Raw genomic sequence first — 23,847 nt, 5'->3', positions numbered from 1 at the left:
TAGAAAAAGCTGGGCTTGCTTAGCTTTTTCTATCCAAATAAATCATCATTTTCTCGGGGTAATCAGTAAATAGTGCGGTGACACCGACTTTCCTTAGTACTTTCGCGTACTTTTCTTCATTAACAGTGAAGACACGAACAGCAACCCCTTCATCTACGACTTTCCTCATAGATGGACGGACAGCGGATGGTAATGAAATATGGAGTGCATCGGCAGGGATAGTACGCATATAATCGAGCGGATCGACTAATACTTCCATGAACAAAGCGGCAGTTTCGATGTGTGGTGCAATTTTTTTCACCGCTCGAACAGCTTCATGATCGAATGATGAAATAACGACACGTGAATCGAGTTTCATCTTCTGAACCATTGCAACAACTTTCTCCGGCATCCCCTCGTAAGGAAAAATATCCGATTTTAGTTCGATATTCAGATGGTGAGAAGTCTCCAAGAAAACTTCGAGTACTTCATGTAAAGTCGGTATAAGTTCACCACGGAATTCATCGGAAAACCAACCACCGAAATCAAACGACCTTAACTCCGCAAGTGTCATATCTTTCACGAAACCTTGGCCATTCGATGTTCTAGCTATTGTTTCATCATGAATGACAACCAGTTCACCGTCTTTTGTCAAATGAACATCAAATTCTACGCCGTAAATAGGAAGCCTGGCAGCTTCGTGGAAGGCGGCAAGTGAATTTTCTGGATGTGTGCCGGACGAACCGCGATGTGCATAAATATCCATTATTGAGACCACCATCCTTTTGTTGCTATTGTAATATGTGTTTAACAGCAACGCAATAATAAGTCCGATTAGAAAATGAAATTGGAAAAGGGATGCCCTCGATTGAGGACATCCCTTTGTTTTGTCAGGTAACACTATACTTTTGAATTTAATTTTTCATCCCGATAATTCGGGGAATAATTTCCATAGAAAGGATAAGCTTTCAGAGCCGCGGTCATTGTTCCACTGGGTGCTTTCTAACTTAAGCAACGTAAACCCTGCCTACTTTTACGTCCTTGCGACCCTTTAGTCGCGCCAGTGTGAATAAGTATTCTCAAAAACAGTACGTAGAATGCCAGATATTCAAATCTTAAGCATTACCTTATTGTTAACGGAACTATCATACCATGTAGTGCATAAAGTGTCAAGGAATCGGAATCCTCATTGCCATTCGTCCATTTGTTCTTCTTCCGCAATCACTTGCAAGTCGTCCGCGCTAATTGTTAGGACTTGATAATCGGAACGTTCCGCATACTTTTCGGCTGCCTTCTTCACGAACTTTGGTGAACCATCATTTTCTTCATCATAGACAATGAGTATTCCATCAGAATTACGCATGAAAAATTTATCTTTTTCAATAAATTGCCATGGAGCTTCATAGGGCCTTTTCGTAAGACTCGTATGATAGTCTGCTTTAGCGATGAGGGTATGATACTTTTCCTTTTTCATATCGTTCCAATTTTTCTCTTGGTCTGTAAAAGGAGTAATAACGGCATATTTCAAATCTGTATATTCTTTTTTCAAATCAATAACGACCTCGGCTGCCCATGCTTCGATTCCTAGTTGCCCGCTAATAATTACCCACTCCAACCCATCGTCGAGTAAGGCTACGAGCCGTTTTTCTAATGCCTTCTTTATAAATCGGACGCCAGGATGCTTGTCATCGAATATGCCGAGTTCATGGGGTTTATAACCCGTGACCACCAATCGTTTGAGAATGTTGTCCGCCCCCTTCGAATTTATAATAAAAAAACCAGCTTCCAATGGAAACCAGTTTTGTTTAAATTATTAAAATAACAGCCGCCTTTGCCGTATGGTCTTAGAAAGTTTTAAACCACCACTTCTCCAAGTGGGTGTTCGCAGAAACAATCCTGTATGTCCCAGTTATCGAAAGAACTGGGTATGCCATTCCTGTTTCTAGGTAAAACTCCCGATTACAGCTTAAGGGTTAAAACTTAATATTTATACGCACAACGCAGCTTGTAAATATAGTGTACATCATCCGCTTTGTATTTTCAAATGAAATAGTTGGAAATCTATTGTGAACCAGCCGAAATGTTTCCGTGCTAGGAAACGCAACAACGCTTATACTAGTATAGTAAAGAATATAGCTGATAAAAGGAGGATAAGCATGACAGGGAAAACACACATCGTAGGAGGCATTGCAGCAAGTCTTGCTTATGCACAAATTACAAATTATGATCCGATTATAATGCTTGGGGCAGGGATAGTAGGCGCGTTACTTCCTGACATTTGTCATACAGGCAGTAAAATTGGACGGAAATTTAAGCTGTTATCAAAACTCATCAGTATGCTATTTGGACATCGTACATTTACACATAGTTTGTTGTTCTTAGTGATCATCGCCACGTTACTGAATTCATTTATTCCGAATGAGGCTGTGAAGGCAGGGGTTTTAGCGGGAATGGTGAGTCATTACATATTAGACATGGCAACGAAAAATGGTATTAAACTGCTTTTCCCACTTAGCATGACAGTACGCTTTCCGTTGACGACAAGAACCGGAAGCAAGGTAGAAAGCGCGGTGTTCAGTGTTCTAGCGCTTTTATCATTCTATTTTGGCTATGAAGCATTCAGTTATTATCTATAATTTAAGTCGTTTTCGAAAATAAAACGATGTCATAGCCCGCTTTTTGTTAGAATGGAAAGGGTGAAAGGGGGGCGTGAAAAATGGCAATACAAAAGTTTAGAAAAACGATCTTATTTGAATATATTCAAATCATCTTTGGTGCTGCACTCGTTGGTCTAGCCTTTAATATTTTCCTGTTACCTTCCAGGCTAGCGGCGGGCGGCGTTTCAGGGATTAGTACAATACTATATGAACTTTTCCAATTCAATCCGGCTTACGTTCAGTGGCTCATTAATATTCCGTTAATAATACTAGGGGTCTTGCTTGTCGGCAAGGAATTCAGTATGAAAACGCTTGTTGGGACGTTCTTTGTTCCGTTTGTCATCTGGCTCACGACTGACATAAAGCTTTCCGTAGACAATCCATTGTTAAGCGCTATTTACGGCGGGATCATGCTGGGTGTCGGACTCGGCATTGTATACAGGGCAAACGGCTCTACGGGCGGTACTGCTTTAATCGCTCAATTGGTCAAGAAATACACGGGTCTTTCGAGTGGTTTTTCGCAATTGCTCGTAGATGGACTAGTTGTGGTTACATCAGCATTCGTCTTCAATTTTGAACTTGCGCTTTACGCAATGATGGCGATTTATGTTACGAGCAAAGTAATCGATTTTGTTCAGTTGCAAACGTCGCCGACCAAATTGGTTCTCATCATTACGGATAAAGAAGAGAAAGTTCAAAGTATTATTAACAACGATATCAATCGCGGATTAACAAAAATTAAAACCATAGGCGGTTACTCCAATCAAGAAAAAACAATGATTTTATGTGTCGTTGAACAATCGGAAGCTGTTTACTTTAAGAAATTACTTCAAACACAAGAACCGACCTCATTTGTAATCTTCTTAAATGCATCGGAGATACTCGGTCGCGGCTTTTCTAGGGCGCAATATGATGAAGACGATGTGAAATGAAATCGAAAAAATGACCTGTTGCGGAAACTTTCGCATACAGGTCATTTTTAATAATTATAAAGGTTTTTTTACCTGATTTGTCGAAATAGACTGTATGTTGCAATCATTTGATTGATAGGAGGAATAGAAATGACGTACAAAGTGGAGCAAGTTGAGGATTTAAAGGCAATTGATATCTCTCATTTAGTGAAAGAAAGCGAAACGGAGGGGTACCGATTTTTAACACGACTAGTCAATGATTATGAGGATGGAACAAATACGTTCAACAAACCGGGTGAAGCACTGTTAGCTGTTCAAAATGAAGACGGTGAGGTAGTAGCGATCGGTGGGGTAAACCAATCACCTTTTTCCGAAGATACACAAGTTGCACGTTTGCAGCGGTTTTACGTTTTAGATGATGCCAGGCGGCAAGGTGTAGGCTCACTTTTACTGAAGGAAATTGTTGACCATTCACGCGATGCATTCAAAGAAGTAACAGTGCGGACAGAATCTTCAAAAGCAGATGCTTTTTATAGGGCCAATGGATTCGAATTGGATGACTCTGCTTCTGAGACGACACATTTAATGAAGTTGTAATAGGGATACTCCGTAGTCTACTCGAATAAATTCAATACCAGGTGCAGAAATGATTCCGGATCATATCTATGCCTGGTTAACTTTGTATTGTTTTTATTACGAAATATAGCATTGCTATGTCACAAAAGAATTGAGGTTTTTTTATGGAGAAATGGAAAACGATTAAGTCAGAATATCACTTTAAGACTCCTTTTGGAAACTTGAGGAAAGACACGTGTCAGCTTCCGAACGGGTCAATCATTGAAGATTATTTTGTCCACGAGTATGAGGATTGGGTAAATGCAGTTGTACTAACGAAAGATAATCGGGTCGTATTCGTGGAACAGTACCGTCATCCTGGTCAAGGATTTTATTTAGAAATTCCTGCTGGGAAAATTGAAGAGGGAGAGTCATATGAGGAGGGGATTTTGAGGGAGTTACGAGAAGAGACGGGTTTTATTTCGACGACGAAACCGATAAAACTAGGTGAATTCATGGTAAATCCGGCTACTCAAACAAATAGGGTTGTCACCTTTCTAATAGTAGATGCTTTCAAAGAATATGATCAGGAATTGGACGAAACGGAAGAAATAGAAGTGAAACTCATTCCTTTAGATGAAATAGATGAGATGATCCGCGGACAACAAATAACTCAACTTTTTTCAGTTAGTGCCTATTATATGGCTAAAGATCTGTTGAATAATTCATTTGTCTTGTCTTCAGAAAAGAGGTGAGTGAATGAAACGTAATGATCATGCACTAGTCATTGGTGGTACGGGGATGCTTGCGGGAGTGTGTATTCATCTTGCACGTGAAGACTATTCTGTTTCTGTCATTGGGCGTACATTGTCGAAGTTTAAACGATTGATAGTAGAGAGTCCACCAAATTCTATATTTCCACTTACGACTGATTACGACACAGATGATGTATATGTCGAAATTAATAAAGCGATTCGAGAACGCGGTCCGTTTGATCTTATTATCAGTTGGACACCAAATTACAGTATGCTTGAGCGGATTTGTGAAATGAATCCTGGAAAATCGCCGTTTCGTTTAGTCCATGTAAAGGGAAGCGGGCGGTATTTCCAAGACGAACCAATCCGGATTCCTAGTCTGTGCAGCTACCGAAAAGTCTTTTTAGGATTTGTAAAAGAAGAGAGTGGTTCACGCTGGCTCACACTTGATGAGATTGCGAATGGAGTTATTAAACAAATTGAGACAAATGAAGAGGTAAGGATAATAGGTCAAATCCATCCATATAAGGCACGGCCGAGATAACTTTTTCATAGCAATTTGTACGTTGAAATTAATATAAAGTGAGTGCGTTGATGCTGAAACGAAAATACGGAAGTAGGTATGATTTTGAAGCGAGTGATAGGAAGGGGTGTTTGAGATATTAATACGAAAAGCAGAGGTAGAGGATGCGGCAGGTATAGCGAAAGTCCAAGTGGATAGTTGGAGGACGACGTTCAAAGGGATTGTGCCGGATGATTTTTTGGAAGGCCTTTCATACGATAAACGGGAGCCTATTTGGAAGCGTGCAGTAATGGAGAATAATCTATACATAGCAGAAGATGAAAATGGTCATGTAATTGGATTTTCAGTAGGCGGAAAAGAACGTACCGGTAACTATGAAGCATTTCCAGGTGAATTATATTCAATTTTCATTTTGAAAGAACACCAGGGAACAGGAATTGGGCGATTACTGGTCAAATCAGTAGTTGACGATTTAAAGAAAAAGAAGTTATTTTCAATGCTCATTTGGGTCATAGAAGAAAATCCTGCTTGCCAATTTTATGAATTATTAGGTGGAAAGAAAATTGGTACTCGGGAAATTGAAATTGGGGGTAAGAAATTAAGAGAAATCGCATACGGATGGGATGATATATCCGATTATAAATAATAACTATATAAAGATTGTTTCTTTATGAAGCACGACCTAGAAAACATTTCGAGAGGAGGTTGTTTGAAATTTAAGGATATGACGACGCCTCATTTTGACCCGTTATTTCAGTCTTTTTACAACGATTAAAGGAGTGATTGAGATATTAATTCGAAAAGCAGAGGTAGAGGATGTAAAAGGAATTGCGAAAGTCCACGTGGATAGTTGGAGGACCACATACAAAGGAATTGTGCCGAATACTTTTTTAGATAACCTTTCCTACGGGCAGCGCGAGCTTACCTGGAAAAAGGGTATAAAAGAGAATAACGTATACATAGCAGAAAATGAGCATGGTCAAGTGGTAGGATTTTCTACAGGTGGCAAAGAACGTACCGGGAAATACGAAGCATATACAGGGGAATTATATGCGATTTATATCTTGAAAGAATCCCAAGGTAAAGGAATTGGGCGATTACTTGTCCAGTCTGTTGTGGATGACTTAATAGATAAGAATTTTAACTCGATGCTCATATGGGCGATAGATGAGAACCCAGCTTGCCGTTTCTATGAAACGCTTGGTGGAAAGAAAATTGACACTGATGAAATCGAAATTGAAGGCAAGAAGTTAAGTGAAGTTGCATATGGATGGGATGATATAGCTACTTATTTATAGTTGTATAACCATTTGTTCATTACGAATGGAATTCACTTAGGAATGGAATGTGAAAATGCGGAAGATGAAAAGAATTTTCAAGATTATTGTTCTTTCAATTATCATTCTTTTTGTTGTCATCATTTCGGGCTCTTGGGTTTATCATTCGACTGTTTTGAAAAAAGAAATTGCCTCAACTCCAGCGCCAGGAGTACTTGTTGACGTGGATGGTCATCAAATACATGTTTACACAGAAGGAGACGGAGTGCAAACGATTGTATTCCTTTCGGGTGCTGGGACGAGTGCGCCTACATTGGATTTCAAGCCGCTTTGGTCGGAACTATCTCCTACGTATACAATTGCGGTCGTGGAAAAAGCCGGATATGGTTGGAGCGATACAGCGGATGTATCAAGGGAGATTGATATCGTTCTTGAAGAAAACAGAACTGCGCTTCAGCTTGCGGGTGTTCAACCACCGTACGTTTTGGCCGCTCATTCAATGTCAGGATTGGAAGCCATCCGATGGACACAAAAGTACCCGGAAGAAGTAGAGGCGATTATCGGCCTTGACCCCGCGATTCCAGCTATTTACGAAGTCTTGCCACTTCCTTCGTTACCTTCAATACTAGCAGCCACAGCTTTCGCTCGCACCGGGATGATTAGGTTGGTTCCTTTTATCGTCAATAGTTCTTCAGCTATTGAATCAGGCTATTTGACAGCGGAGGATATTACGATGTATCGTTCGCTTTTCTATCGGAGGACGCTCACTTCCAACATGCTTGAAGAAGTGAAACAAGTCCAGGCGAACGCTGAAAAAGTCGACCAAGCTGAGATACCTTTTGAAGTTCCAATGTATTTCTTCATCTCAGATGGAAATGAAATCGGGATACCGAATTGGCGGGAGATGCTCTCTGATTATATTGGTCAACTTGACCGTGGTCAGTTTTTATATTTGAATGTCGGACATTATGTTCATGTGTGGGAACCTGAACTTATTGCAAATGAGATTGAAACATTTCTCATGCGTTAAGATTAGGCAAGTTATTTAATTTGGAAGGAATGATTATGTTGGGTGAACGATTTACAATCACGGATATAGAATGGGAAAAAGTATTGGGAAATTACTTCAAACAAGGTATACAAGGACCACTTGACGTATTTCCGAGTAAAGAAAAAAGAAAGTACATTATTGCCCAAGAAATAATTAAACAATTTGAAGTAGATAGAATGTATGTGGAAAAAGAAATAAATGACCTTTTGGCGACGATTTATCCTGAATTTTCCACAGTAAGACGATTTCTGATAGATTACCGTTTCATGACTCGAAGTTATGACGGCAGGCAGTACTGGATTGAAGGTTGATCACATGCAAATACATAGAAACATGGTACGGAAAGATGTTAGTTTGTTCGTTGAAAAGGTCTTTGGTGAGCATAACGATTTGATCCAGCTTTTTTGTACGAGTATGGAAAGTCATATGAATGAGGGGATTTATTCAATCGAAAATGTAAATGGAATGAAGGTCGCCGCTTCTACTCACTGTTCGATTTGGCATCCTCACTGCGTTTATGTACGTCTTGCCTATGATTTCAATTGTGTTGATGAAAGAGCAATTCAGTTCATTATTGAGTTCCTGAAAGATGAAGTTAAGAAACCATTATTTTTTTTGATCGACGATCGTTTTAGTCGTTTAGCTGAATTACTGGCGCAAAAGCATTTCCAATTAATTAGAAAAACAGATGTGGTTAATATCGATCCTGGAAGATTCTCTTCTGTAAAAGTTGATAGCGATAAAGAGGTTAAAACCGTTGAGCAGATTCTACATAACCCGCATTTACTGTCCAGCTTAATTGAGATATGCAAAAAAACATATACAGAGACTCATGTAGATAATCCAGTTGCTGATTTGTCCAATTTAAGTTGGGAAAAAGTTATTCTTGATGATCTTATCGGCTCAAGTAGTTATGTTGTAGTAAACGGAGATAGTATAATTGCTTTCAGTTTGATGTATGAGAGTGAAGAAAACAGTTGGGAGTTGGGTTGGATTGGCGTAGTCAATAGCGATGAAATGACTCTATTGAATCTCGTTTTGGATAAACAACTTCGCGATGCGAATGAACAAAAAATTACGTACATCGAAAAAGAAGTGGACTCAACATGTCCCTATTCACTGCATATTGTGAAGTCGCTATCCTATGATGTGTCGGAGACCTGGTATGCGTACGTACAAACATAAACTACTCGACAACTTTAACAGTTTTTCCATTAATCAAAGTTAGGATGAAAAGCATGACCACTACCATCACAATTACTCCACCAAGTGACATAAGAGATCTCGCAGTTTTTTTAGAAAAAATGAATAAAATTTCAAGTAGCCACGTCGGCTATTGTGGTGAAGCAGAAGAGGAAATCTATCAAACCCTTCTTCATGACTTCTCGGATTTAGATTTGTCTCAGTCCTTTGCAGTTGCCTATGAAAAAGGATGTATTGTCGGCGCCGTAGGGGTGGATATTGATAAAGCTGAATTTAGTGCGGAAGTATGGGGACCTTTTATTGACGATAAAATAGATGATCCAAATGTTATTGACGAGCTTTTGGCAGCAGTGATCTCCTATTCTTCAATTCAGCTAAAACATATTAGTTTTTTTCTGAATAAGAAAAATTCACGTGGAAAAGAATTTGTATTGAAACACGGTGGAGTTGAAAAAGGTCATCATGCAATTTTACTAGCCCGCCGCGACGAACTTGGGGAAGTTGATGTTGATGAATTAGAAAAATATAGCCCACCGTATGAACAAACTTTCTCTGCTCTTCATGAGGCTGAATTTCCTAGTACGTATTATAGCGCGCAAGAAATTCTTAGTCGTCAGAATGATATGAATCAGTTATTCATAATGACAAGTGGCGACCAGTGCATTAAGGGATATGTCTATATAGAGGCTCAACCACAACATAATGAGGGCTCGATTGAATATATTGCTGTTTCTATTCAAAATAGAAAACAAGGTGTTGGTGCAAAGTTAATGAAATTCGCATTAGTTAATCTTTTCTCGTTTAATGAAATAGAGAAAATTTCATTATGTGTGGAAAAAGAAAATGAGAGTGCCCTTAAACTATATCTAGCTGCCGGATTCAAAATGAGGCATGAACTTATACATTTCCAAACCACATTCCCAGGATTCGAGGAAGTATTTCATGATAATAAAAAATGAAGAGGATATTATTGCATCGATTCAAGAAGACAAATGGATGATGGGGCTATTGAAATGCGCTCAATCACTGAATTTACCCGATTGGTGGATCTGCGCCGGATTTATTCGATCTAAAATTTGGGACGTACAACACGGTTTCGACGAAAGGACGAGGATTCAAGATATTGACGTAATCTATTATGATCGAACTAATATGGAAAAGAGTTTGGAAAAGGAATACGAGGAAGCATTGAAAAGGCTTCTACCTGCAATCCCTTGGTCGGTCAAGAATCAGGCAAGAATGCATAGTGTTAATAATGTTTCACCCTATACCTCGTCTATTGATGCGATATCAAGTTTTCCTGAAACAGCAACAGCTTTAGGAGTGAAATTGGATGAAAGAAACAATGTCATATTAACAGCGCCTCATGGTATACATGACGTTGTTAATTTGAGAGTAAAACCTACCCCTTCTTTCTATGGGCAGAAAGAACAGATGAAGATTTATGATGAAAGAATTAGGGATAAGAATTGGCGAGCTGTATGGAACAAGGTTGAAATTATTTGATTGCATAGGGGGAATAGTGATGCTAGCAACAACTTTAGAAAGTTATCTCGATAATAGAATAACAAAGCTGTCAAAGGAAGTTAGGCAAGAGATGTTGAAGCAAATCGGAAATCCAGATAGTTATTTGCGTGACAGGTTAATCTATCAAAGCTTTGGAAAAATGATTGTTTCCAATCAATTAAATCCGGAAGAACTTCAGGCTTTACTTGAAGCGGTCGTACAGGAAGACTACCTATTTTACCGAATTGGCGATTCTGGAACCGATTCGGTTTTTACACGTTCTTTCTCTGCACTCGTCATTGCTGCGATTATTGAACATGATATCGAGAAAAAAGTAGTGAATCCTGATCTTGTTCTGCATGTAGCGAATAAGGTTATAAACTATATGATGGAAGAAAAAGACACTAGAGGTTTTGTCGATGGGAAAGGGTGGGCGCATGCTATTGCACATGGTGCTGATGCTTTGGACGCCTTGGCGAAACATTCCTTACTAAAAAAAGAGGATATCAGTCGAATTCTGCATGCAGTTCAACATTCCTTGTTCAGGCAAGTGGATTATTTGGATGAAGAGGAGGAACGCTTAGCTATAATAATAGCATCATTAATAAAGCATCAAGATAATGAAGCGGATATACGAGTATGGATTGAGGAGATGACTGGAATGGTCGAAACTCAAATGGATGAAAATAAAGGATCACTGGAAGCTTATCATTTTAAAAGAACAGTAAAGAACTTTTTGAAATCAGTTCATGTGATTTTGAGTTCGAAGGGAATCGGCAAGAAAGTAAACAGCGACGTTTTTGAAGTTCTCGAAAAATGGATGTATCTTCGTTAAGTGCCACCGCAATTATCTTTTCGAGACAATCAGCATACTATCTAAGGTAGCATAATGATACTCAGGAAAGGTGGAGACATATGTATTATCCTTATGCCCAACAAATGACCTGTCGGCAACAGCGAGTTATGACAGTTACTGGAATCGGGAGTCTTAAAATAACACCGGATATTGCTCAAATCCAGTTGGAAGTCAGTACGGAAAACAAACAGCTTAATCATGCACAAAAAGAAAATGCTTATGAAATGAATCAGGTTATCGATTCGTTACTGAAATTGGGAATTGACAGAGAGAATATACAAACGGTTTCTTACACTATAGTTCCCCAATACAACTATATTGAAGGCGAACAAGTATTTAGAGGATACGAAGTTACGAATGCGATTACAGTAAAAATCACAGATATTGATCAAGTTGGAAATGTTATAGATGTGGCTGTCCAGAATGGGGCAAATAGGGTATCAAATATTCAGTTCAAGGTTGAAAATGAACATTTGGACTATCAAAAAGCATTGAGCCTTGCACTAAAAAATGCTTTAGCCAAAGCGCAAACAATTGCTGGGACAATGCAGCTGCAACTTGATCCCCATCCAATTAAAATCGTTGAGGAATTAAGAGCAGAACCCGTTGCGTATCGAACATTTGCAGCGAAGGAAATGACTGGCTCCACACCGATTGAACAGGGACAGATTACGATTAGCGCTACGGTTAAAGTGCAATTTCAGTATTAAAATATCAGCGTAAAATAGATGGATATCATTTTACGCTGACAAAAAAATCGACATCAAAACGAATACTGACTAAAAGTTTAAGGAGTGAGGAAGTCATGGGAACTAAAAAACCTTCTAGTTACCAATCACCTATTGCGCGGATATTTGACAAGTTTTCACGGCAACAAGACGTATCGTTGATTTATGGTGAACCGATTAGTATTGAAAACAAAAAAGTCCTTCCGGTAGCAAAAATCAATTATGTTGTTGGTGGGGGTGGGGGATATTCTGGTGAAACAGGTGGTTCTTCAGTTGCACAAGGTGAGGGAGGCGGGGGGCATATCTCCGTCAAACCTTTAGGTGTCTACGAGATTGATGCGGAAAATGTGAAGTTCAGACCAATAATAGACTTCAAATTCACTTTAACCCTAGTTGCTGTATTTACGCTAGGCCTAGTTTGGTTATTGAAAAAGGCTCGCTGAAAATTTATTCGTATAGGGGGAATTATTGAATGTTGTATCGCAGAAAAACGTACACGATAGAACCGGCGATGTACGAAACGTTTACCCACTTTTTTCACACCTATTTGCTTCCGAATCAGCTGACGCATGGAGCGCAATTGGTTGGTCGGTGGGTCAATGAAGAACAGACGGAGATAATGGCAATGTGGTCATATGATAATAGGGCTCATTACGAGACAGTTGACATTGGCATTCGGGCATCGGAAATGCATGCCGAAGCTCAAAACTATCGAAAATCATTAGCCCCATTATTTATTTCATCAAACGAAGAATTTTTCACTTCTACGGGGGATTACGAACAATCTAAACAAATCGTTGCTGTTAGTGGCTACATTGTCAATGAGGAAGGACACGTATTATTGGTACGGAACAATCACCGGAATGATACATATGAAATGCCGGGTGGGCGACTTGAGCTTGGTGAAACCTTGAAAGAGGCGGTTAAACGGGAAGTGCTAGAAGAAACAGGTATCCACGCTGAAATCGGTGATATGACAGGCGTTTATCAAAATGTAACGTCGGGCGTCATCTGCATGGTTTTTCGGGGGAGAGCGATGTCAGGTGTACCGGCCGCGCAGCCTCCTGAAACGATTGACGCACAATTTGTTGACTTTGATAAAGAACAAGTAGAAGACTGGATAAAGCGCCCGCAATTTGCATCTAGAGTGGATGATGCTCGAAATGACGATCCGATTGCTTATGAAAGTTATGAAGTGAGACCATATCGACTGATTGAGCGCTCATGAATAATCTCTCTTGGGTTGGAAGTGAAGAGGACTTTGTCGATAAACGGGATGTTCGGTGGGTTAATCGTGTGGCGGTTGGTCGTTTTGGAGGTAATTCTTCAGCGGGACAAACCAAGAATGAAGATGGCTGCATTATTTGGCAAAATGGGGATTGGGAATTCGCAGCTATTTTGGATGCACATAAAAGTGCAGAAAGTGCGAAACTTGTCATTGACACAATTGAACAGCATAAAGAAGATTTTGTAGAAATTTTAGAAATGAAGGAATCTCTGGATTTTAAATATTTGGAAGTGATACTACTTAAAATTTTTCAATCCGAGAAATTTCTGGATAAATGCAGGCGTGTCACAGGAGAAACGGCTTGTCTCATCATTGTCAGGAAAGCTAATTATGTATGGTGGTTTTCCGTTGGAGATTGCCTAGCATATGTATTACACCAGGACCTGATAGCCCTGAACCAATTTCAACTCAATCAAAGGCAGTTCTTTGAGTGGATTGGTCAAGTGAATACGTTTGGGCAAGCAGTACCATGCTACACGTCGGGGACGAGGGAATTGAGAAGAGGGAACAACCTTATTTTATTGTCGACTGATGGTTTAGTGGAATGCCCGGGGGAACCTTTTTCGGATCCGTCAAATCTTGTTGCTACACTGAATGAAAAAGAGCTTGATGAAGGTATTTCGCAGCTGTTGATGGAAATCGAAAGACAGAATGTACGAGACAGTACAACAATTATTGCGTGGAATGTGGAAGTAGAAAAGGAAGGCAGCATCCCGAGCAATCATTTTGGGTGAAGGGGAAAATCGCAGAAGGAAAAGAATTTGAAATCACCTGAGTTAAATGAAATCAAAGCTCTTTATATCAGATATAGGCTAAGGATAAATAATTCCCCGCACAAGAATGATACTTATGCGAGGTCTTATCTTTTACATGGCGGTTTTCAGTAGATCTTCTTAAGAAAAGAATTCATTTTCTCTTCTTTTCATTTGCGTTCATTCGTTCGCGTTTTGGTTGCAGGGAACGGAGTTCAGCAAACTCGCGGGCCATTTCTTCTTTCATGTCAGCCGGTTTTATTTTTTGGTTTTTCGGCGTTTGTGGTAATGACCGTGCGTTATTTCCACCAGTTTTGTTGTCATCTCTTCCCATTCTAACAACTCCCTTCATTTTTTCATTGCCTCGTTAATATGGCTTTCTAAAGTAATATTATTCAGCAACTTTCATGTTGGATTAACGGGAAAATTAAAATAAATATATTTCTTGCGGTGATTATCATCAAAAAAGACGGTTTACAATAGTGGTTTTAATAGTATAATAGTAAATAATTGAATATTCTTATCAAGAGAAGCTGAGGGATATGGCCCTATGAAGCTTCAGCAACCTCTGACATTGTCAGGAAGGTGCTACCTCCAACAAGATTTTTTTCTTGAGAGATAAGAACAGAGAGCCAAAATAAACCCTCTTTTCTTGTTTTATAGAAAAGTGGGTTTTTTATGTTGAATAATGAGATTCAAACCAAAGCGAAAAGGGAGAGATGACAGATGCCGATCAACATACCAAAACAATTGCCAGCAGGGGAACTATTAAAGAAGGAAAAAATATTCGTGATGGATGAGGAACGCGCAACATCCCAAGATATACGTCCTATGAACATCGCTATTTTAAATTTAATGCCTGAAAAAGAAAGAACCGAGTTGCAGCTACTACGTCTATTAGGAAATACACCGCTACAAGTAAATATTACGTTTATGAACACGGCCACTCATGATTCAAAAAACGTTAGTAAAACACATTTAAATGCATTTTATACGACATTTGAACAAGTGAAACATCGTCGTTTCGACGGATTAATCATTACGGGTGCCCCAATAGAACATTTGGAATTTGAAGACGTTAATTACTGGAAAGAAATAACGGAGATTATGGAATGGTCAAAAGAACATGTAACTTCTGTTTTACATATTTGTTGGGGTGCTCAAGCGGCACTCTATCACCATTATGGAATCGAGAAATTTGAATTGCCGAAAAAATGTTCAGGCGTTTTTACGCATCGCCTATCCGATCCGACGATTAATCTTGCGCGTGGCTTTAATGATGAATTTAAAGCACCACATTCACGTTATACATCCGTTTCAACAGAGGAAATCGAAAATGAACCTCGTCTACACTTACTTGCCAAATCAGAGGATGCAGGGGCATTCATCGTCATCTCTAAAGACAATAAACATATTATGATTACAGGTCATTTGGAATATGATGCGGATACGCTGGCGGAAGAATATGCCCGTGATTTGCAAAAAGGAGTTGCCATTGATATCCCTGAAAACTATTTTCCAAATGATGATCCAAGCAAAGAACCATTGAATACGTGGCGCTCTCATACCCACCTGCTCTTCTCCAACTGGCTTAATTATTATGTGTATCAAGAAACACCTTATGAATGGGAATAACTACTTAATGACCCTTTTGTCGTGAATTGCATAAGCTAATACGATAAGGGGGTTATGAGGGATGGGGTTGTTTATAAACAGAAATGGGCACCCGGATGTTTTTAAAAATAATGTAGACATTTTAGGGATGAATCAAGAACACTACAAAATAGATCCATTAGCGGAATGGATGAAGGAACAGAGCGAAGCGACTCACTCAGTTGGCGATCAGTTCAATATCATGGAAACCTTACTTAAGCAACAGAAGAATTCACAATCCAATCAATTGAAATCAATCCATAATCGTTTGAATGAAATCAAGAAAAGTGATATCCGACATGAAAAATTTGGTATTGAGGTTATGGAATCATTAAAAAAAGTAGAAACAAAAAACGAAATGTTACAACGTACGTTAAAGCATGAGCGAATAATAAATCAAGAATTCATCGAGAAAGTGAATGAGGTCAGCCAGACAAATGAAGAAATTGTAAATCGTATGGAAACACTGACTTCTGCAAATGAGGAAATTGTGGTCAAAATGAATGAACAGTTAGATTACCAAAAGCTATTGTCCGAGCAAATATTGAAACAAAATGATGTACAAAAAGACATGATTAGTAGGTTGGACAACCAAGAAGGGATGCTAGGGAAAATAATAAGGCAACTGGATTATCTGCGCTTTGTCCTATTCGAGCGAACCCACTTTTTATCAGAGAAAATAGAGGGTAGCTATAACATGACGTCTTCATATATATCCAAATTATTGACTAGATCGGATCAAGTTTCAACGCGTCTAATGGCGAGCCAAAAGCAGGAAGAAACAGAGAAGAACGTTGATTAAAAGGGATGGCTATTTAATGATGAAAAACATCACCACTTTTAAGCAAGTCGAAAGTGAAAATCATGTACTTAGGCCAGATTAATTGTATTTTCAGTTATAAGTTCAGAGATTCAGCAGATATTCGCCGATCCTTGAATAGAATCTTAAGGACAACGGGATAATCGAATTGGAGGAGATTGGGTGACAAATCAAAATCGACATAATCAAAATCAACATTGGCATGAACATTATCAGAACCCACAATACCGAAGGATTACAATCAATCAGGCGATGGCCATTGCATTGGAACGTGTTCCAGGCCAGGTCGTAAAAGCGGAATTGGATTACGACGATGGAATGTTAGTATATGAAATTGACGTAAGAACGGCAGAAGGTTATAAGTATGAAGTGAAAATTGATGCGAATACAGGTGCAATCCTCAGAGTGAAACTAGATTAATAAAATAATATGTGAAAAGCCACGGATGGTAACGGATACCATTCGTGGCTTTCATTTTTTTATGTCATGGAAATTATGAAGATTTGTGGTTGTTATTACTGTCCAAGGCCTTCGGATTCCATAATTGCATCGACTTTTGCAATGGCATCTGCTTCATCTTCACCATCCGCCGCAATTGTAATAGTAGTGCCTGAAGCTACTCCAAGTGACATTACACCTAAAATGGATTTCAAATTCACTTTTTTACCTACGTATTCCAGTGTGATATCCGATGTAAAAGAACTGACCGCACTAACGAGAGTTGATGTTGGACGGGCATGTAAACCTGCAGTTCCTAAAATTGTATATTGCTTTTCTATCATTGTGTATTCCTCCTAATTAATAGTATCAATTTTTACATTATGAAAATTGTTGATTGGTTATGGAAGATTGTGATTGATTGTGAAGGTTGTTTAGAGTATTATGAGTTTAAAGCTAATTAGAGGTGGTGTTCATATGTTGACAAATGAACGATATGAATTAATTTTGCATTTATTGACTGAAAAAAAGACCGTTAAAATCCAAGAGTTGGTTGATGCAACATCCGCATCAGAGTCGACAATTCGCAGAGATTTGAATGATCTAGAAGACCTTAACAAATTGGATCGTATCCATGGAGGCGCTACTATAAGCGAGCGCATCACAAAAGAGCTTAGTATTTCCGATAAATCCTCCAAAAACCTTCAAGAGAAGATTCAGCTTGCCAATTATGCCGCCTCTTTTGTCCAGGAAGGGGATTGCATTTTTCTTGATGCAGGAACTACCACAATACAAATGATTCCTTATTTAAAGGATAAAAAAGTGACCGTTGTGACGAACGGATTGACACATGTTGATTTATTGATGGAACACGAAATAACGACTTACTTGACGGGGGGCTATATAAAGTCCCGCACGCGTGCACTTGTTGGACCTCAAACAATTCAAACGCTTGGCGATTATCAGTTTGACAAATGCTTTCTGGGCGTCAACGGTTTCCATCTGGAAATAGGATATACAACGCCGGATCCAGAAGAAGCCGCTGTTAAAAGACTTGCTGCTACTCTCTCGAGAAAAACATATGTCGTGGCGGATCATTCGAAATATAACAAAGTAAGTTTCGCTACTATTATGCCCCTCGATAAAGCCGTATTAATTGTAAGTGATTTCGAAAAACAAGCTATCAACTTATTGGAACAAAAGACCACACTAAAGGTGGGGAAATCATGATTTATACGTGCACAATCACACCCTCGCTTGATTATACTACCTATTTACCCGAATTCAGGAGCGGTAAACTGAACCGTTCTAAAGAAGTATATTACTATCCCGGAGGAAAAGGAATTAACGTGTCCCGTCTGTTACGACGATTAGGGGTTGACAACATCGCTTTAGGTTTTGTTGGCGGGTTCACAGGTGATTATATTCAACAATCTCTTCATCAAGAAGGGGTTCATACAGACTTTATCCAAACAGAAGAAATTACGCGTATCAATGTGAAAATCAAAGCCGATGAAGAAACTGAGTTAAATGGACCTGGTCCTGATATAACACTAGGACAGCAACAGCAATTGATAGCGCAAGTGCAGAAAATGAAAAAAGGTGATTGGTTCGTTCTTGCGGGTCGTCTTCCTGAATCAATAGCGAAGAGCTTTTTCAAGGATATCGCAACAATTTGTAATGACAATGGTGTCCGTTTCGTCCTAGATACATCGGGCCCTGCGTTAAAAGGCTTGATAGACATGAATCCATTTCTTATTAAACCTAACGCGCAAGAGCTTGGTGAATTGTTCGATACAGTAATCGTAAACAAACAGCAAGCACAGCATTACGCTAAGAAACTTGTTGAAAGAGGCGTTGGACATGTCATCGTTTCAATGGGCGGGGAAGGAGCGCTGCTGGTTACGAAAGAGGTTGCAGTTTTTGCGGAAGCGCCAAAAGGAAAAGTTGTGAATACAGTGGGGGCTGGTGATTCACTTGTATCCGGGTTTCTTGCATCCTTCACGAAAGAGGCAGATCCGATCAAGGCATTCCGGACGGGTGTTGCAAGCGGAAGTGCAACCGCTTTTAGAATGGATCTTTGTGAGAAAGAAGATGTACTAGCATTGCTGGATCAAGTGTTGATCAGTTCATTAGATGAAGGGGATGTGAAATGATGAAAATCACACAGTTATTGACTGAAGCTACAATTATTTTGGACGTGAAAGCGACATCGAAACAGGATATATTGACGGAACTGATCAATCAGTTCGATCGTGCAGGAAATTTGAGTGATAAAGGGGCATTTACAAAAGATATTTTGGCCCGTGAAGAGCAGGGCACAACAGGAATCGGTGATGGAATTGCAATTCCACATGCGAAATCTGCTGCGGTGAAGGTGCCTGGAATCGCATTCGGACGATCTTTACCAGGTATCGATTATGCATCGCTAGACGGTCAGCCGGCTCATCTGTTTTTCATGATTGCAGCCAGCGAAGGCGCAAACAACGATCATTTGGAAGCGCTATCAAGACTAGCTACGTTTTTGATGGATTCAAATTTTAGAGAGAAAGTTCTAAGTGCTACGTCAAAAACTGAAATTCTACGAGCGGTGAATGACAAGGAAATCGAGTTGGAAGGACCTGAAGAGATTAGTGAATCAGAATCAACTCTTTCGCCTACATCGAAAATACTTGCCGTTACTGCATGTCCAACGGGGATAGCACATACCTATATGGCGGCACAAAAGTTGACTGATAAAGCGAAAGAAATGGGCATTTCACTAAAAGTGGAAACGAACGGCTCATCCGGTGTGAAAAATCGATTGACAGATGCTGACATAGCGGAAGCGGATGCCATCATCGTTGCTGCAGATACTAAAGTGGAAATGGCTAGGTTTAATGGAAAGCCGGTCATACAGACTAAGGTCGGAAAGGCGATATATGAAACGGAAGAATTGCTGAATCGTGCAATCCTCAAAGATGCACCAATTTACAAACATGAAAAGTCTAAAGATGATAATGACACATCCGAAACCAAAAGTGGGTTTTATAAACACTTGATGAATGGTGTGTCTAACATGCTACCATTTGTTGTCGGTGGTGGAATTTTAATTGCGTTATCATTCTTCTGGGGTATTAATTCAAGTGACCCGAATAGTGCAGATTACAATGCATTCGCTGCAATGTTAAATACAATCGGCGGTGGAAATGCATTCTTCCTGATGGTCCCTGTGCTAGCAGGATTCATTGCGTCGAGTATCGCTGACCGTCCTGGATTTGCTCCTGGTATGGTCGGTGGATTAATCGCCATCACAGTTACAGGTGTGGACGGTGTTAGTGGCGGCTCTGGATTCCTAGGTGGAATCATTGCCGGTTTCCTAGCAGGGTATGTAACAGTTCTCGTTAAAAAAGCGTTTGCTGCACTACCTGATGCGCTTGAAGGCTTGAAACCGGTGTTGTTCTACCCTGTATTCAGCATCGCAATCACTGGACTAATCATGATGATGGTCAATCCTCCATTAACTAAATTATACACAGGGATGTCAGCATTTTTGGAAGGGCTTGGTGGAACAAACCAAGTGCTAGTGGGTATTTTATTAGGTGCAATGATGGCAATTGATATGGGAGGTCCGATTAATAAAGCCGCTTACACATTTGGTATTGCAATGCTCGATGCACAGAACTTTGGGTTCATTGCGACGGTCATGGCAGCGGGAATGGTGCCACCACTAGGGATGGCAATTGCAACAACATTGTTTAAAAAACGTTTTACAAAACAAGAGCGTGAAGCGGGGAAAACGGCTTACGTCCTTGGAGCTTGCTTTATAACGGAAGGTGTCATACCGTTTGCGGCGGCAGACCCTGCACGTGTCATCCCAGCATCTGTAGTGGGAGCTGCATTGGCTGGTGGACTTACGATGTTATTTGATATTGGTTTACGTGCACCACATGGCGGCGTTTTCGTTATGGGACTTGTCGATGGTGGAATTGGAAAAGTGTTACTATACGCATTGGCAATAGCCGCTGGTGCTTTAGTTACGGCTTTACTCGCAGGAGTATTGAAGAAGAACAAAATTCAAGCAATTTAAAAATGAAGGCTTTTCCAAAGGTCATTCTGACATTACTTTTGGAAGAGCTTTCTTTTGTTGTTAAATATAAAATTTAAGTCATCTATATGAATAGGCGATGAGGAATGGTGGAACACTTCTTTTATAGCGGAGGTGTGAACTTGGAAGACTTTTTTGAAGTGGACTTTTGGGAAATGATACTGAGGGCGACGGTTACATTTTTTGTCCTACTTATACTTGCGCGATTTATGGGGAAAAAACAAATTTCTCAGCTGACGTTTTTTCATTACGTAACCGGTATCACGATAGGTTCCATTGCAGGGGAAATCGCAGGAGTGTCCAAAGTCCCTCTTTTGGATGGACTTGTAGCAATGGTTTGGTGGGCATTCCTCACGATGCTTATGAGTTACATTGCATTTAAATCGAAAAAGGCTCGAATCATTCTTGATGATCAGCCTACTATCGTTGTATATGAAGGGAAAATAGTTGAAGATTCTTTGAAAAAGTTGCGTCTCCATTTAAATGATTTAAGTATGATGCTTCGCGAACAAAGTATTTTTTCAATCAAAGATGTTCATTATGCGATACTTGAAACAAACGGACAGTTAAGTGTCTTAAAAAAAGCAGGGCAAGAAGCTGCAACGAAAAAAGATGTAAATGCTCCTTCACAGGTGCCTAAATATATACCGACTGAAGTAATAGCAGAAGGGAAAATTACAGATAAGAATTTAACGGAGCTAAATTTGACGGAAGAATGGTTGTACGAACAATTGAAAAAGCAGGGTATTGGAAATGTCAAAAATATATTTTTTGCAGAAGTCCAAACAGATGGAAGTCTTCATGTAGATATGAAGGCTGATGGTGAAAAATAAGGAAAAGTGTCGCGAAAAGGATAGTGAACTTTTCTGCGACGCTTTTTAATGGGTTATTTACTATTATCGGACAGTACACATAAGAGCAGATACGCCTGACTCAATCGCAGCTTTACTTACCGCCTGTGTAACGGCTTTAACAACTCTTTCATCAAAAGGATCAGGAACAATATAATCATCGCGTAACTCGGATTCTTGAATCAATGATGCAATGGCGTAAGTTGCGGCCAGTTTCATGTTTTCATTTATTTCGGTTGCTCGGACATCCAGTGCCCCCCGGAAAATACCAGGAAACGCAAGCACATTGTTGACTTGATTGGGATAATCAGATCTGCCGGTTGCAATGACGCGAACTCCATATGCTTTTGCCAAAGCGGGTGCGATTTCGGGGTCCGGATTTGCCAAAGCAAAGACAATCGGATCGCTACTCATGCAGTCAATATGTTCCAACGTCAATATATTGGCAGCGGAAACACCTATGAATACGTCGGCATCTGTCATGGCAACTTGTAACGAGCCTGTTAAGCCAGAAGGATTTGTAATTTCAGCGATTTCATCTTTAGTAGGATTCATACCATTCGGGCGGCCTTTGTAAATAATACCTTTTGAATCGCAGATGACAATCTTCTTAAATCCAATATTCTTCAGATGTTTCACTATAGCAATTCCGGCAGCACCGGCACCATTAACGGCTATTTTAATGGAATCCATACTTTTTCCAACAACTTTCAACGCATTTAATAATCCAGCGGCAACAACGATAGCGGTACCATGCTGATCATCATGGAACACGGGGATATTGCACTCTTCACGCAATCTTTGTTCAATTTCGAAGCATCGCGGGGCAGATATGTCTTCCAAATTGATCCCGCCAAACGTCGGGCTGATTGCTTTGATTGTTTGCACGATGATATCAACATCTTTAGTGCCAAGACAGATTGGGAACGAGTCAATGTTAGCGTATCTCTTTAACAGCATCGCTTTCCCTTCCATGACGGGAAGTGCTGCTTCGGGTCCTATATCGCCTAATCCTAACACAGCAGTACCATCTGTAATTACTGCCACTAGATTCCCTTTGATTGTATAGTCGTATACCGCATAGGGGTTTTTTGCGATTTCTAAACATGGATCAGCTACCCCAGGAGAATAAGCTAGGCTGAGATCTACACTGTTTTCAAGTGGAACCTTTGATACTGTTTCCATTTTCCCTGTATGAATACGATGCATTTCTAAAGAAGACTTGTAACTACTCGTCATTAACCATACCCCATTCCACTCCGAATTTTTAATTGTTATTATAAGTTTTTACCATGAACTCGAAAATAACACAAGTCTGAAAATTCCGGACAATTTAAATGCTTGGAAATTGCAGCGCTTACATTAGCTTTGTTACAATGTTTATACTGAAAATATATTTTCCGATAAAAATTCAATAGTGTGATTGAATTGGTGGATTTATCAGACTTCGGTAAATTGGAGAACGGGGCGTAAAGAGAGTAAAAACATATATACTAATCATCTATCCAGCTGTCATGAAATTCAAAAAAGGATTTGTTGTGTAAAAGTATAAATTGAACGTATTGAAGAAACGTACATCCATTAATACGGATGTACGTTTCTTTTTTTAGGACATTGGCGCTTGCGCTTTTGATACTTCTAGGCTCGGAGGCGCCAGCCCCTCGAGTCGCTTCAGAATTGATGACAAAGGCAAAGAACGCCTTTACCATCAATTCCTCCAGCTGGGAGGGATTGAATTGCATCCCTCCTACTTTGTCGGGGCTAAACGGCGTCTTTCGCTTTTGATTACGTCTAGACTCCAGCGCCTAGAGGCTTGGGTCATAAGTCGGTCCGGCTTGCGGCAAAGAACGCCGCTTGGGCCTGCAGGATGCAGGTCATGCAGTAGTTGCGACACGACGTCGCGAACTTAGACTGCCTTCCTTTACCCGCCTTATGCCTGCCGCGGGCCTACAGGATG

At 39.9% G+C, this 23,847-nt stretch carries 29 protein-coding genes, 1 other RNA gene and 1 riboswitch; of the genes, 24 read left to right on the top strand and 6 right to left on the bottom strand.

Going from position 1 to position 23,847, the window contains the following annotated elements:
• Positions 1 to 19: 19 nt before the first annotated feature.
• From I2483_RS15655 to ssrS, 3 genes are all read right to left on the bottom strand, one after another.
• On the bottom strand, positions 20 to 745 hold the full coding sequence (locus I2483_RS15655; protein ID WP_207278032.1) for a glycerophosphodiester phosphodiesterase: 726 nt from the start codon (positions 743 to 745) through the stop codon (positions 20 to 22).
• A gap of 420 nt (positions 746 to 1,165) precedes the next feature.
• Complete coding sequence (locus I2483_RS15650; protein ID WP_207278057.1) at positions 1,166 to 1,723, bottom strand: SLOG family protein; 558 nt, start codon at positions 1,721 to 1,723, stop codon at positions 1,166 to 1,168.
• A gap of 74 nt (positions 1,724 to 1,797) precedes the next feature.
• Positions 1,798 to 1,989: non-coding RNA, 6S RNA (ssrS, locus tag I2483_RS15645), on the bottom strand.
• A gap of 146 nt (positions 1,990 to 2,135) precedes the next feature.
• Here ssrS and I2483_RS15640 point away from each other — a divergent pair.
• The 17 genes from I2483_RS15640 (at position 2,136) to I2483_RS15560 (ending at position 14,023) form a co-directional block, all read left to right on the top strand.
• Positions 2,136 to 2,615, top strand: a complete 480-nt coding sequence (locus I2483_RS15640; protein ID WP_207278031.1) for a metal-dependent hydrolase — start codon at positions 2,136 to 2,138, stop codon at positions 2,613 to 2,615.
• Between the two features lie 80 nt (positions 2,616 to 2,695).
• A complete protein-coding gene (locus I2483_RS15635; protein WP_207278030.1) occupies positions 2,696 to 3,568 on the top strand; it encodes a YitT family protein in 873 nt (290 codons plus the stop codon).
• A gap of 129 nt (positions 3,569 to 3,697) precedes the next feature.
• Positions 3,698 to 4,144: a GNAT family N-acetyltransferase gene (locus I2483_RS15630; RefSeq protein ID WP_207278029.1), complete on the top strand. Its 447-nt coding sequence runs from the start codon at positions 3,698 to 3,700 to the stop codon at positions 4,142 to 4,144.
• 143 nt (positions 4,145 to 4,287) lie between these two features.
• Positions 4,288 to 4,857, top strand: coding sequence for an NUDIX hydrolase (locus tag I2483_RS15625; RefSeq protein WP_207278028.1), 570 nt, complete (start codon positions 4,288 to 4,290; stop codon positions 4,855 to 4,857).
• A 4-nt stretch (positions 4,858 to 4,861) separates the two neighbouring features.
• Complete coding sequence (locus I2483_RS15620; protein WP_207278027.1) at positions 4,862 to 5,401, top strand: Rossmann-fold NAD(P)-binding domain-containing protein; 540 nt, start codon at positions 4,862 to 4,864, stop codon at positions 5,399 to 5,401.
• Between the two features lie 106 nt (positions 5,402 to 5,507).
• Positions 5,508 to 6,026 carry a GNAT family N-acetyltransferase gene (locus I2483_RS15615; RefSeq protein ID WP_346267738.1) on the top strand — a complete coding sequence of 173 codons (519 nt, stop codon included), beginning with the start codon at positions 5,508 to 5,510 and terminating at the stop codon, positions 6,024 to 6,026.
• 94 nt (positions 6,027 to 6,120) lie between these two features.
• On the top strand, positions 6,121 to 6,678 hold the full coding sequence (locus I2483_RS15610; protein WP_218624983.1) for a GNAT family N-acetyltransferase: 558 nt from the start codon (positions 6,121 to 6,123) through the stop codon (positions 6,676 to 6,678).
• Positions 6,679 to 6,733: 55 nt separating this feature from the next.
• On the top strand, positions 6,734 to 7,687 hold the full coding sequence (locus I2483_RS15605; RefSeq protein WP_207278026.1) for an alpha/beta fold hydrolase: 954 nt from the start codon (positions 6,734 to 6,736) through the stop codon (positions 7,685 to 7,687).
• A gap of 35 nt (positions 7,688 to 7,722) precedes the next feature.
• Positions 7,723 to 8,019, top strand: coding sequence for a DUF2087 domain-containing protein (locus I2483_RS15600; protein ID WP_207278025.1), 297 nt, complete (start codon positions 7,723 to 7,725; stop codon positions 8,017 to 8,019).
• A 4-nt stretch (positions 8,020 to 8,023) separates the two neighbouring features.
• Positions 8,024 to 8,893, top strand: coding sequence for a hypothetical protein (locus I2483_RS15595; RefSeq protein WP_207278024.1), 870 nt, complete (start codon positions 8,024 to 8,026; stop codon positions 8,891 to 8,893).
• Positions 8,894 to 8,946: 53 nt separating this feature from the next.
• Complete coding sequence (locus I2483_RS15590) at positions 8,947 to 9,870, top strand: GNAT family N-acetyltransferase (RefSeq protein ID WP_207278023.1); 924 nt, start codon at positions 8,947 to 8,949, stop codon at positions 9,868 to 9,870.
• Positions 9,854 to 10,417, top strand: a complete 564-nt coding sequence (locus I2483_RS15585) for a nucleotidyltransferase family protein (protein ID WP_207278022.1) — start codon at positions 9,854 to 9,856, stop codon at positions 10,415 to 10,417. Before I2483_RS15590 ends, I2483_RS15585 begins: the two co-directional genes overlap by 17 nt.
• Before the next feature lie 19 nt (positions 10,418 to 10,436).
• Positions 10,437 to 11,252: a DUF2785 domain-containing protein gene (locus tag I2483_RS15580; RefSeq protein ID WP_207278021.1), complete on the top strand. Its 816-nt coding sequence runs from the start codon at positions 10,437 to 10,439 to the stop codon at positions 11,250 to 11,252.
• An 80-nt stretch (positions 11,253 to 11,332) separates the two neighbouring features.
• Positions 11,333 to 11,983, top strand: a complete 651-nt coding sequence (locus tag I2483_RS15575) for an SIMPL domain-containing protein (RefSeq protein ID WP_207278020.1) — start codon at positions 11,333 to 11,335, stop codon at positions 11,981 to 11,983.
• A gap of 95 nt (positions 11,984 to 12,078) precedes the next feature.
• The gene (locus I2483_RS15570; RefSeq protein WP_207278019.1) at positions 12,079 to 12,444 is read left to right on the top strand and encodes a hypothetical protein; all 366 of its coding nucleotides are present in this window, start codon (positions 12,079 to 12,081) and stop codon (positions 12,442 to 12,444) included.
• Positions 12,445 to 12,473: 29 nt separating this feature from the next.
• The gene (locus I2483_RS15565) at positions 12,474 to 13,229 is read left to right on the top strand and encodes an NUDIX hydrolase (RefSeq protein WP_207278018.1); all 756 of its coding nucleotides are present in this window, start codon (positions 12,474 to 12,476) and stop codon (positions 13,227 to 13,229) included.
• Positions 13,226 to 14,023 carry a PP2C family serine/threonine-protein phosphatase gene (locus tag I2483_RS15560; protein ID WP_207278017.1) on the top strand — a complete coding sequence of 266 codons (798 nt, stop codon included), beginning with the start codon at positions 13,226 to 13,228 and terminating at the stop codon, positions 14,021 to 14,023. Before I2483_RS15565 ends, I2483_RS15560 begins: the two co-directional genes overlap by 4 nt.
• Positions 14,024 to 14,195: 172 nt before the next feature.
• Here the strand turns inward: I2483_RS15560 and I2483_RS15555 are convergent, their stop codons facing one another.
• Positions 14,196 to 14,375, bottom strand: coding sequence for a hypothetical protein (locus I2483_RS15555; RefSeq protein WP_186673132.1), 180 nt, complete (start codon positions 14,373 to 14,375; stop codon positions 14,196 to 14,198).
• Positions 14,376 to 14,558: 183 nt separating this feature from the next.
• A riboswitch (SAM riboswitch) is annotated at positions 14,559 to 14,666 on the top strand.
• Positions 14,667 to 14,767: 101 nt separating this feature from the next.
• Between I2483_RS15555 and metA the strand changes: the two genes are divergently transcribed.
• From metA to I2483_RS15540, 3 genes are all read left to right on the top strand, one after another.
• A complete protein-coding gene (gene metA / locus I2483_RS15550; RefSeq protein ID WP_207278016.1) occupies positions 14,768 to 15,676 on the top strand; it encodes a homoserine O-acetyltransferase MetA in 909 nt (302 codons plus the stop codon).
• Positions 15,677 to 15,737: 61 nt separating this feature from the next.
• Positions 15,738 to 16,496, top strand: coding sequence for a hypothetical protein (locus I2483_RS15545; protein WP_207278015.1), 759 nt, complete (start codon positions 15,738 to 15,740; stop codon positions 16,494 to 16,496).
• A 180-nt stretch (positions 16,497 to 16,676) separates the two neighbouring features.
• The gene (locus I2483_RS15540) at positions 16,677 to 16,934 is read left to right on the top strand and encodes a PepSY domain-containing protein (RefSeq protein ID WP_207278014.1); all 258 of its coding nucleotides are present in this window, start codon (positions 16,677 to 16,679) and stop codon (positions 16,932 to 16,934) included.
• A 95-nt stretch (positions 16,935 to 17,029) separates the two neighbouring features.
• Here I2483_RS15540 and I2483_RS15535 read toward each other — a convergent pair whose 3' ends face one another.
• A complete protein-coding gene (locus I2483_RS15535; protein WP_218624982.1) occupies positions 17,030 to 17,296 on the bottom strand; it encodes a phosphocarrier protein HPr in 267 nt (88 codons plus the stop codon).
• Positions 17,297 to 17,429: 133 nt separating this feature from the next.
• On the opposite strand from I2483_RS15535, the gene I2483_RS15530 reads away from it, so the two are divergent.
• The 4 genes from I2483_RS15530 to I2483_RS15515 all read left to right on the top strand — a co-directional run bounded on the left by I2483_RS15530 (position 17,430) and on the right by I2483_RS15515 (position 21,872).
• Positions 17,430 to 18,182, top strand: a complete 753-nt coding sequence (locus tag I2483_RS15530; RefSeq protein WP_207278013.1) for a DeoR/GlpR family DNA-binding transcription regulator — start codon at positions 17,430 to 17,432, stop codon at positions 18,180 to 18,182.
• Positions 18,179 to 19,108 (top strand): 1-phosphofructokinase, encoded by a 930-nt coding sequence (gene pfkB / locus I2483_RS15525; RefSeq protein WP_207278012.1) that lies wholly within the window; start codon positions 18,179 to 18,181, stop codon positions 19,106 to 19,108. Before I2483_RS15530 ends, pfkB begins: the two co-directional genes overlap by 4 nt.
• A complete protein-coding gene (locus I2483_RS15520; protein WP_207278053.1) occupies positions 19,108 to 21,021 on the top strand; it encodes a PTS fructose transporter subunit IIABC in 1,914 nt (637 codons plus the stop codon). Before pfkB ends, I2483_RS15520 begins: the two co-directional genes overlap by 1 nt.
• 140 nt (positions 21,022 to 21,161) lie before the next feature.
• Positions 21,162 to 21,872: a YetF domain-containing protein gene (locus tag I2483_RS15515; RefSeq protein ID WP_481886354.1), complete on the top strand. Its 711-nt coding sequence runs from the start codon at positions 21,162 to 21,164 to the stop codon at positions 21,870 to 21,872.
• Between the two features lie 63 nt (positions 21,873 to 21,935).
• Here the strand turns inward: I2483_RS15515 and I2483_RS15510 are convergent, their stop codons facing one another.
• Positions 21,936 to 23,129 carry an NAD(P)-dependent malic enzyme gene (locus tag I2483_RS15510; RefSeq protein WP_207278011.1) on the bottom strand — a complete coding sequence of 398 codons (1,194 nt, stop codon included), beginning with the start codon at positions 23,127 to 23,129 and terminating at the stop codon, positions 21,936 to 21,938.
• Positions 23,130 to 23,847 lie beyond the last annotated feature (718 nt).

The sequence above is a fragment of the Sporosarcina sp. E16_3 genome (assembly GCF_017347125.1).
In the GTDB taxonomy this organism is placed as follows: domain Bacteria; phylum Bacillota; class Bacilli; order Bacillales_A; family Planococcaceae; genus Sporosarcina.
This window is presented reverse-complemented; position numbering and strand designations above follow the sequence as displayed.

Coding starts and splice junctions, on each gene's coding strand:
- I2483_RS15655 (WP_207278032.1), bottom strand. CDS start 745: ATGGATATTTATGCACATCGCGGTTCGTCCGGCACACATCCAGAAAAT.
- I2483_RS15640 (WP_207278031.1), top strand. CDS start 2,136: ATGACAGGGAAAACACACATCGTAGGAGGCATTGCAGCAAGTCTTGCT.
- I2483_RS15635 (WP_207278030.1), top strand. CDS start 2,696: ATGGCAATACAAAAGTTTAGAAAAACGATCTTATTTGAATATATTCAA.
- I2483_RS15630 (WP_207278029.1), top strand. CDS start 3,698: ATGACGTACAAAGTGGAGCAAGTTGAGGATTTAAAGGCAATTGATATC.
- I2483_RS15625 (WP_207278028.1), top strand. CDS start 4,288: ATGGAGAAATGGAAAACGATTAAGTCAGAATATCACTTTAAGACTCCT.
- I2483_RS15620 (WP_207278027.1), top strand. CDS start 4,862: ATGAAACGTAATGATCATGCACTAGTCATTGGTGGTACGGGGATGCTT.
- I2483_RS15605 (WP_207278026.1), top strand. CDS start 6,734: ATGCGGAAGATGAAAAGAATTTTCAAGATTATTGTTCTTTCAATTATC.
- I2483_RS15600 (WP_207278025.1), top strand. CDS start 7,723: ATGTTGGGTGAACGATTTACAATCACGGATATAGAATGGGAAAAAGTA.
- I2483_RS15595 (WP_207278024.1), top strand. CDS start 8,024: ATGCAAATACATAGAAACATGGTACGGAAAGATGTTAGTTTGTTCGTT.
- I2483_RS15590 (WP_207278023.1), top strand. CDS start 8,947: ATGACCACTACCATCACAATTACTCCACCAAGTGACATAAGAGATCTC.
- I2483_RS15585 (WP_207278022.1), top strand. CDS start 9,854: ATGATAATAAAAAATGAAGAGGATATTATTGCATCGATTCAAGAAGAC.
- I2483_RS15580 (WP_207278021.1), top strand. CDS start 10,437: ATGCTAGCAACAACTTTAGAAAGTTATCTCGATAATAGAATAACAAAG.
- I2483_RS15575 (WP_207278020.1), top strand. CDS start 11,333: ATGTATTATCCTTATGCCCAACAAATGACCTGTCGGCAACAGCGAGTT.
- I2483_RS15570 (WP_207278019.1), top strand. CDS start 12,079: ATGGGAACTAAAAAACCTTCTAGTTACCAATCACCTATTGCGCGGATA.
- I2483_RS15565 (WP_207278018.1), top strand. CDS start 12,474: ATGTTGTATCGCAGAAAAACGTACACGATAGAACCGGCGATGTACGAA.
- I2483_RS15560 (WP_207278017.1), top strand. CDS start 13,226: ATGAATAATCTCTCTTGGGTTGGAAGTGAAGAGGACTTTGTCGATAAA.
- I2483_RS15555 (WP_186673132.1), bottom strand. CDS start 14,375: ATGGGAAGAGATGACAACAAAACTGGTGGAAATAACGCACGGTCATTA.
- metA (WP_207278016.1), top strand. CDS start 14,768: ATGCCGATCAACATACCAAAACAATTGCCAGCAGGGGAACTATTAAAG.
- I2483_RS15545 (WP_207278015.1), top strand. CDS start 15,738: ATGGGGTTGTTTATAAACAGAAATGGGCACCCGGATGTTTTTAAAAAT.
- I2483_RS15535 (WP_218624982.1), bottom strand. CDS start 17,296: ATGATAGAAAAGCAATATACAATTTTAGGAACTGCAGGTTTACATGCC.
- I2483_RS15530 (WP_207278013.1), top strand. CDS start 17,430: ATGTTGACAAATGAACGATATGAATTAATTTTGCATTTATTGACTGAA.
- pfkB (WP_207278012.1), top strand. CDS start 18,179: ATGATTTATACGTGCACAATCACACCCTCGCTTGATTATACTACCTAT.
- I2483_RS15520 (WP_207278053.1), top strand. CDS start 19,108: ATGAAAATCACACAGTTATTGACTGAAGCTACAATTATTTTGGACGTG.
- I2483_RS15510 (WP_207278011.1), bottom strand. CDS start 23,129: ATGACGAGTAGTTACAAGTCTTCTTTAGAAATGCATCGTATTCATACA.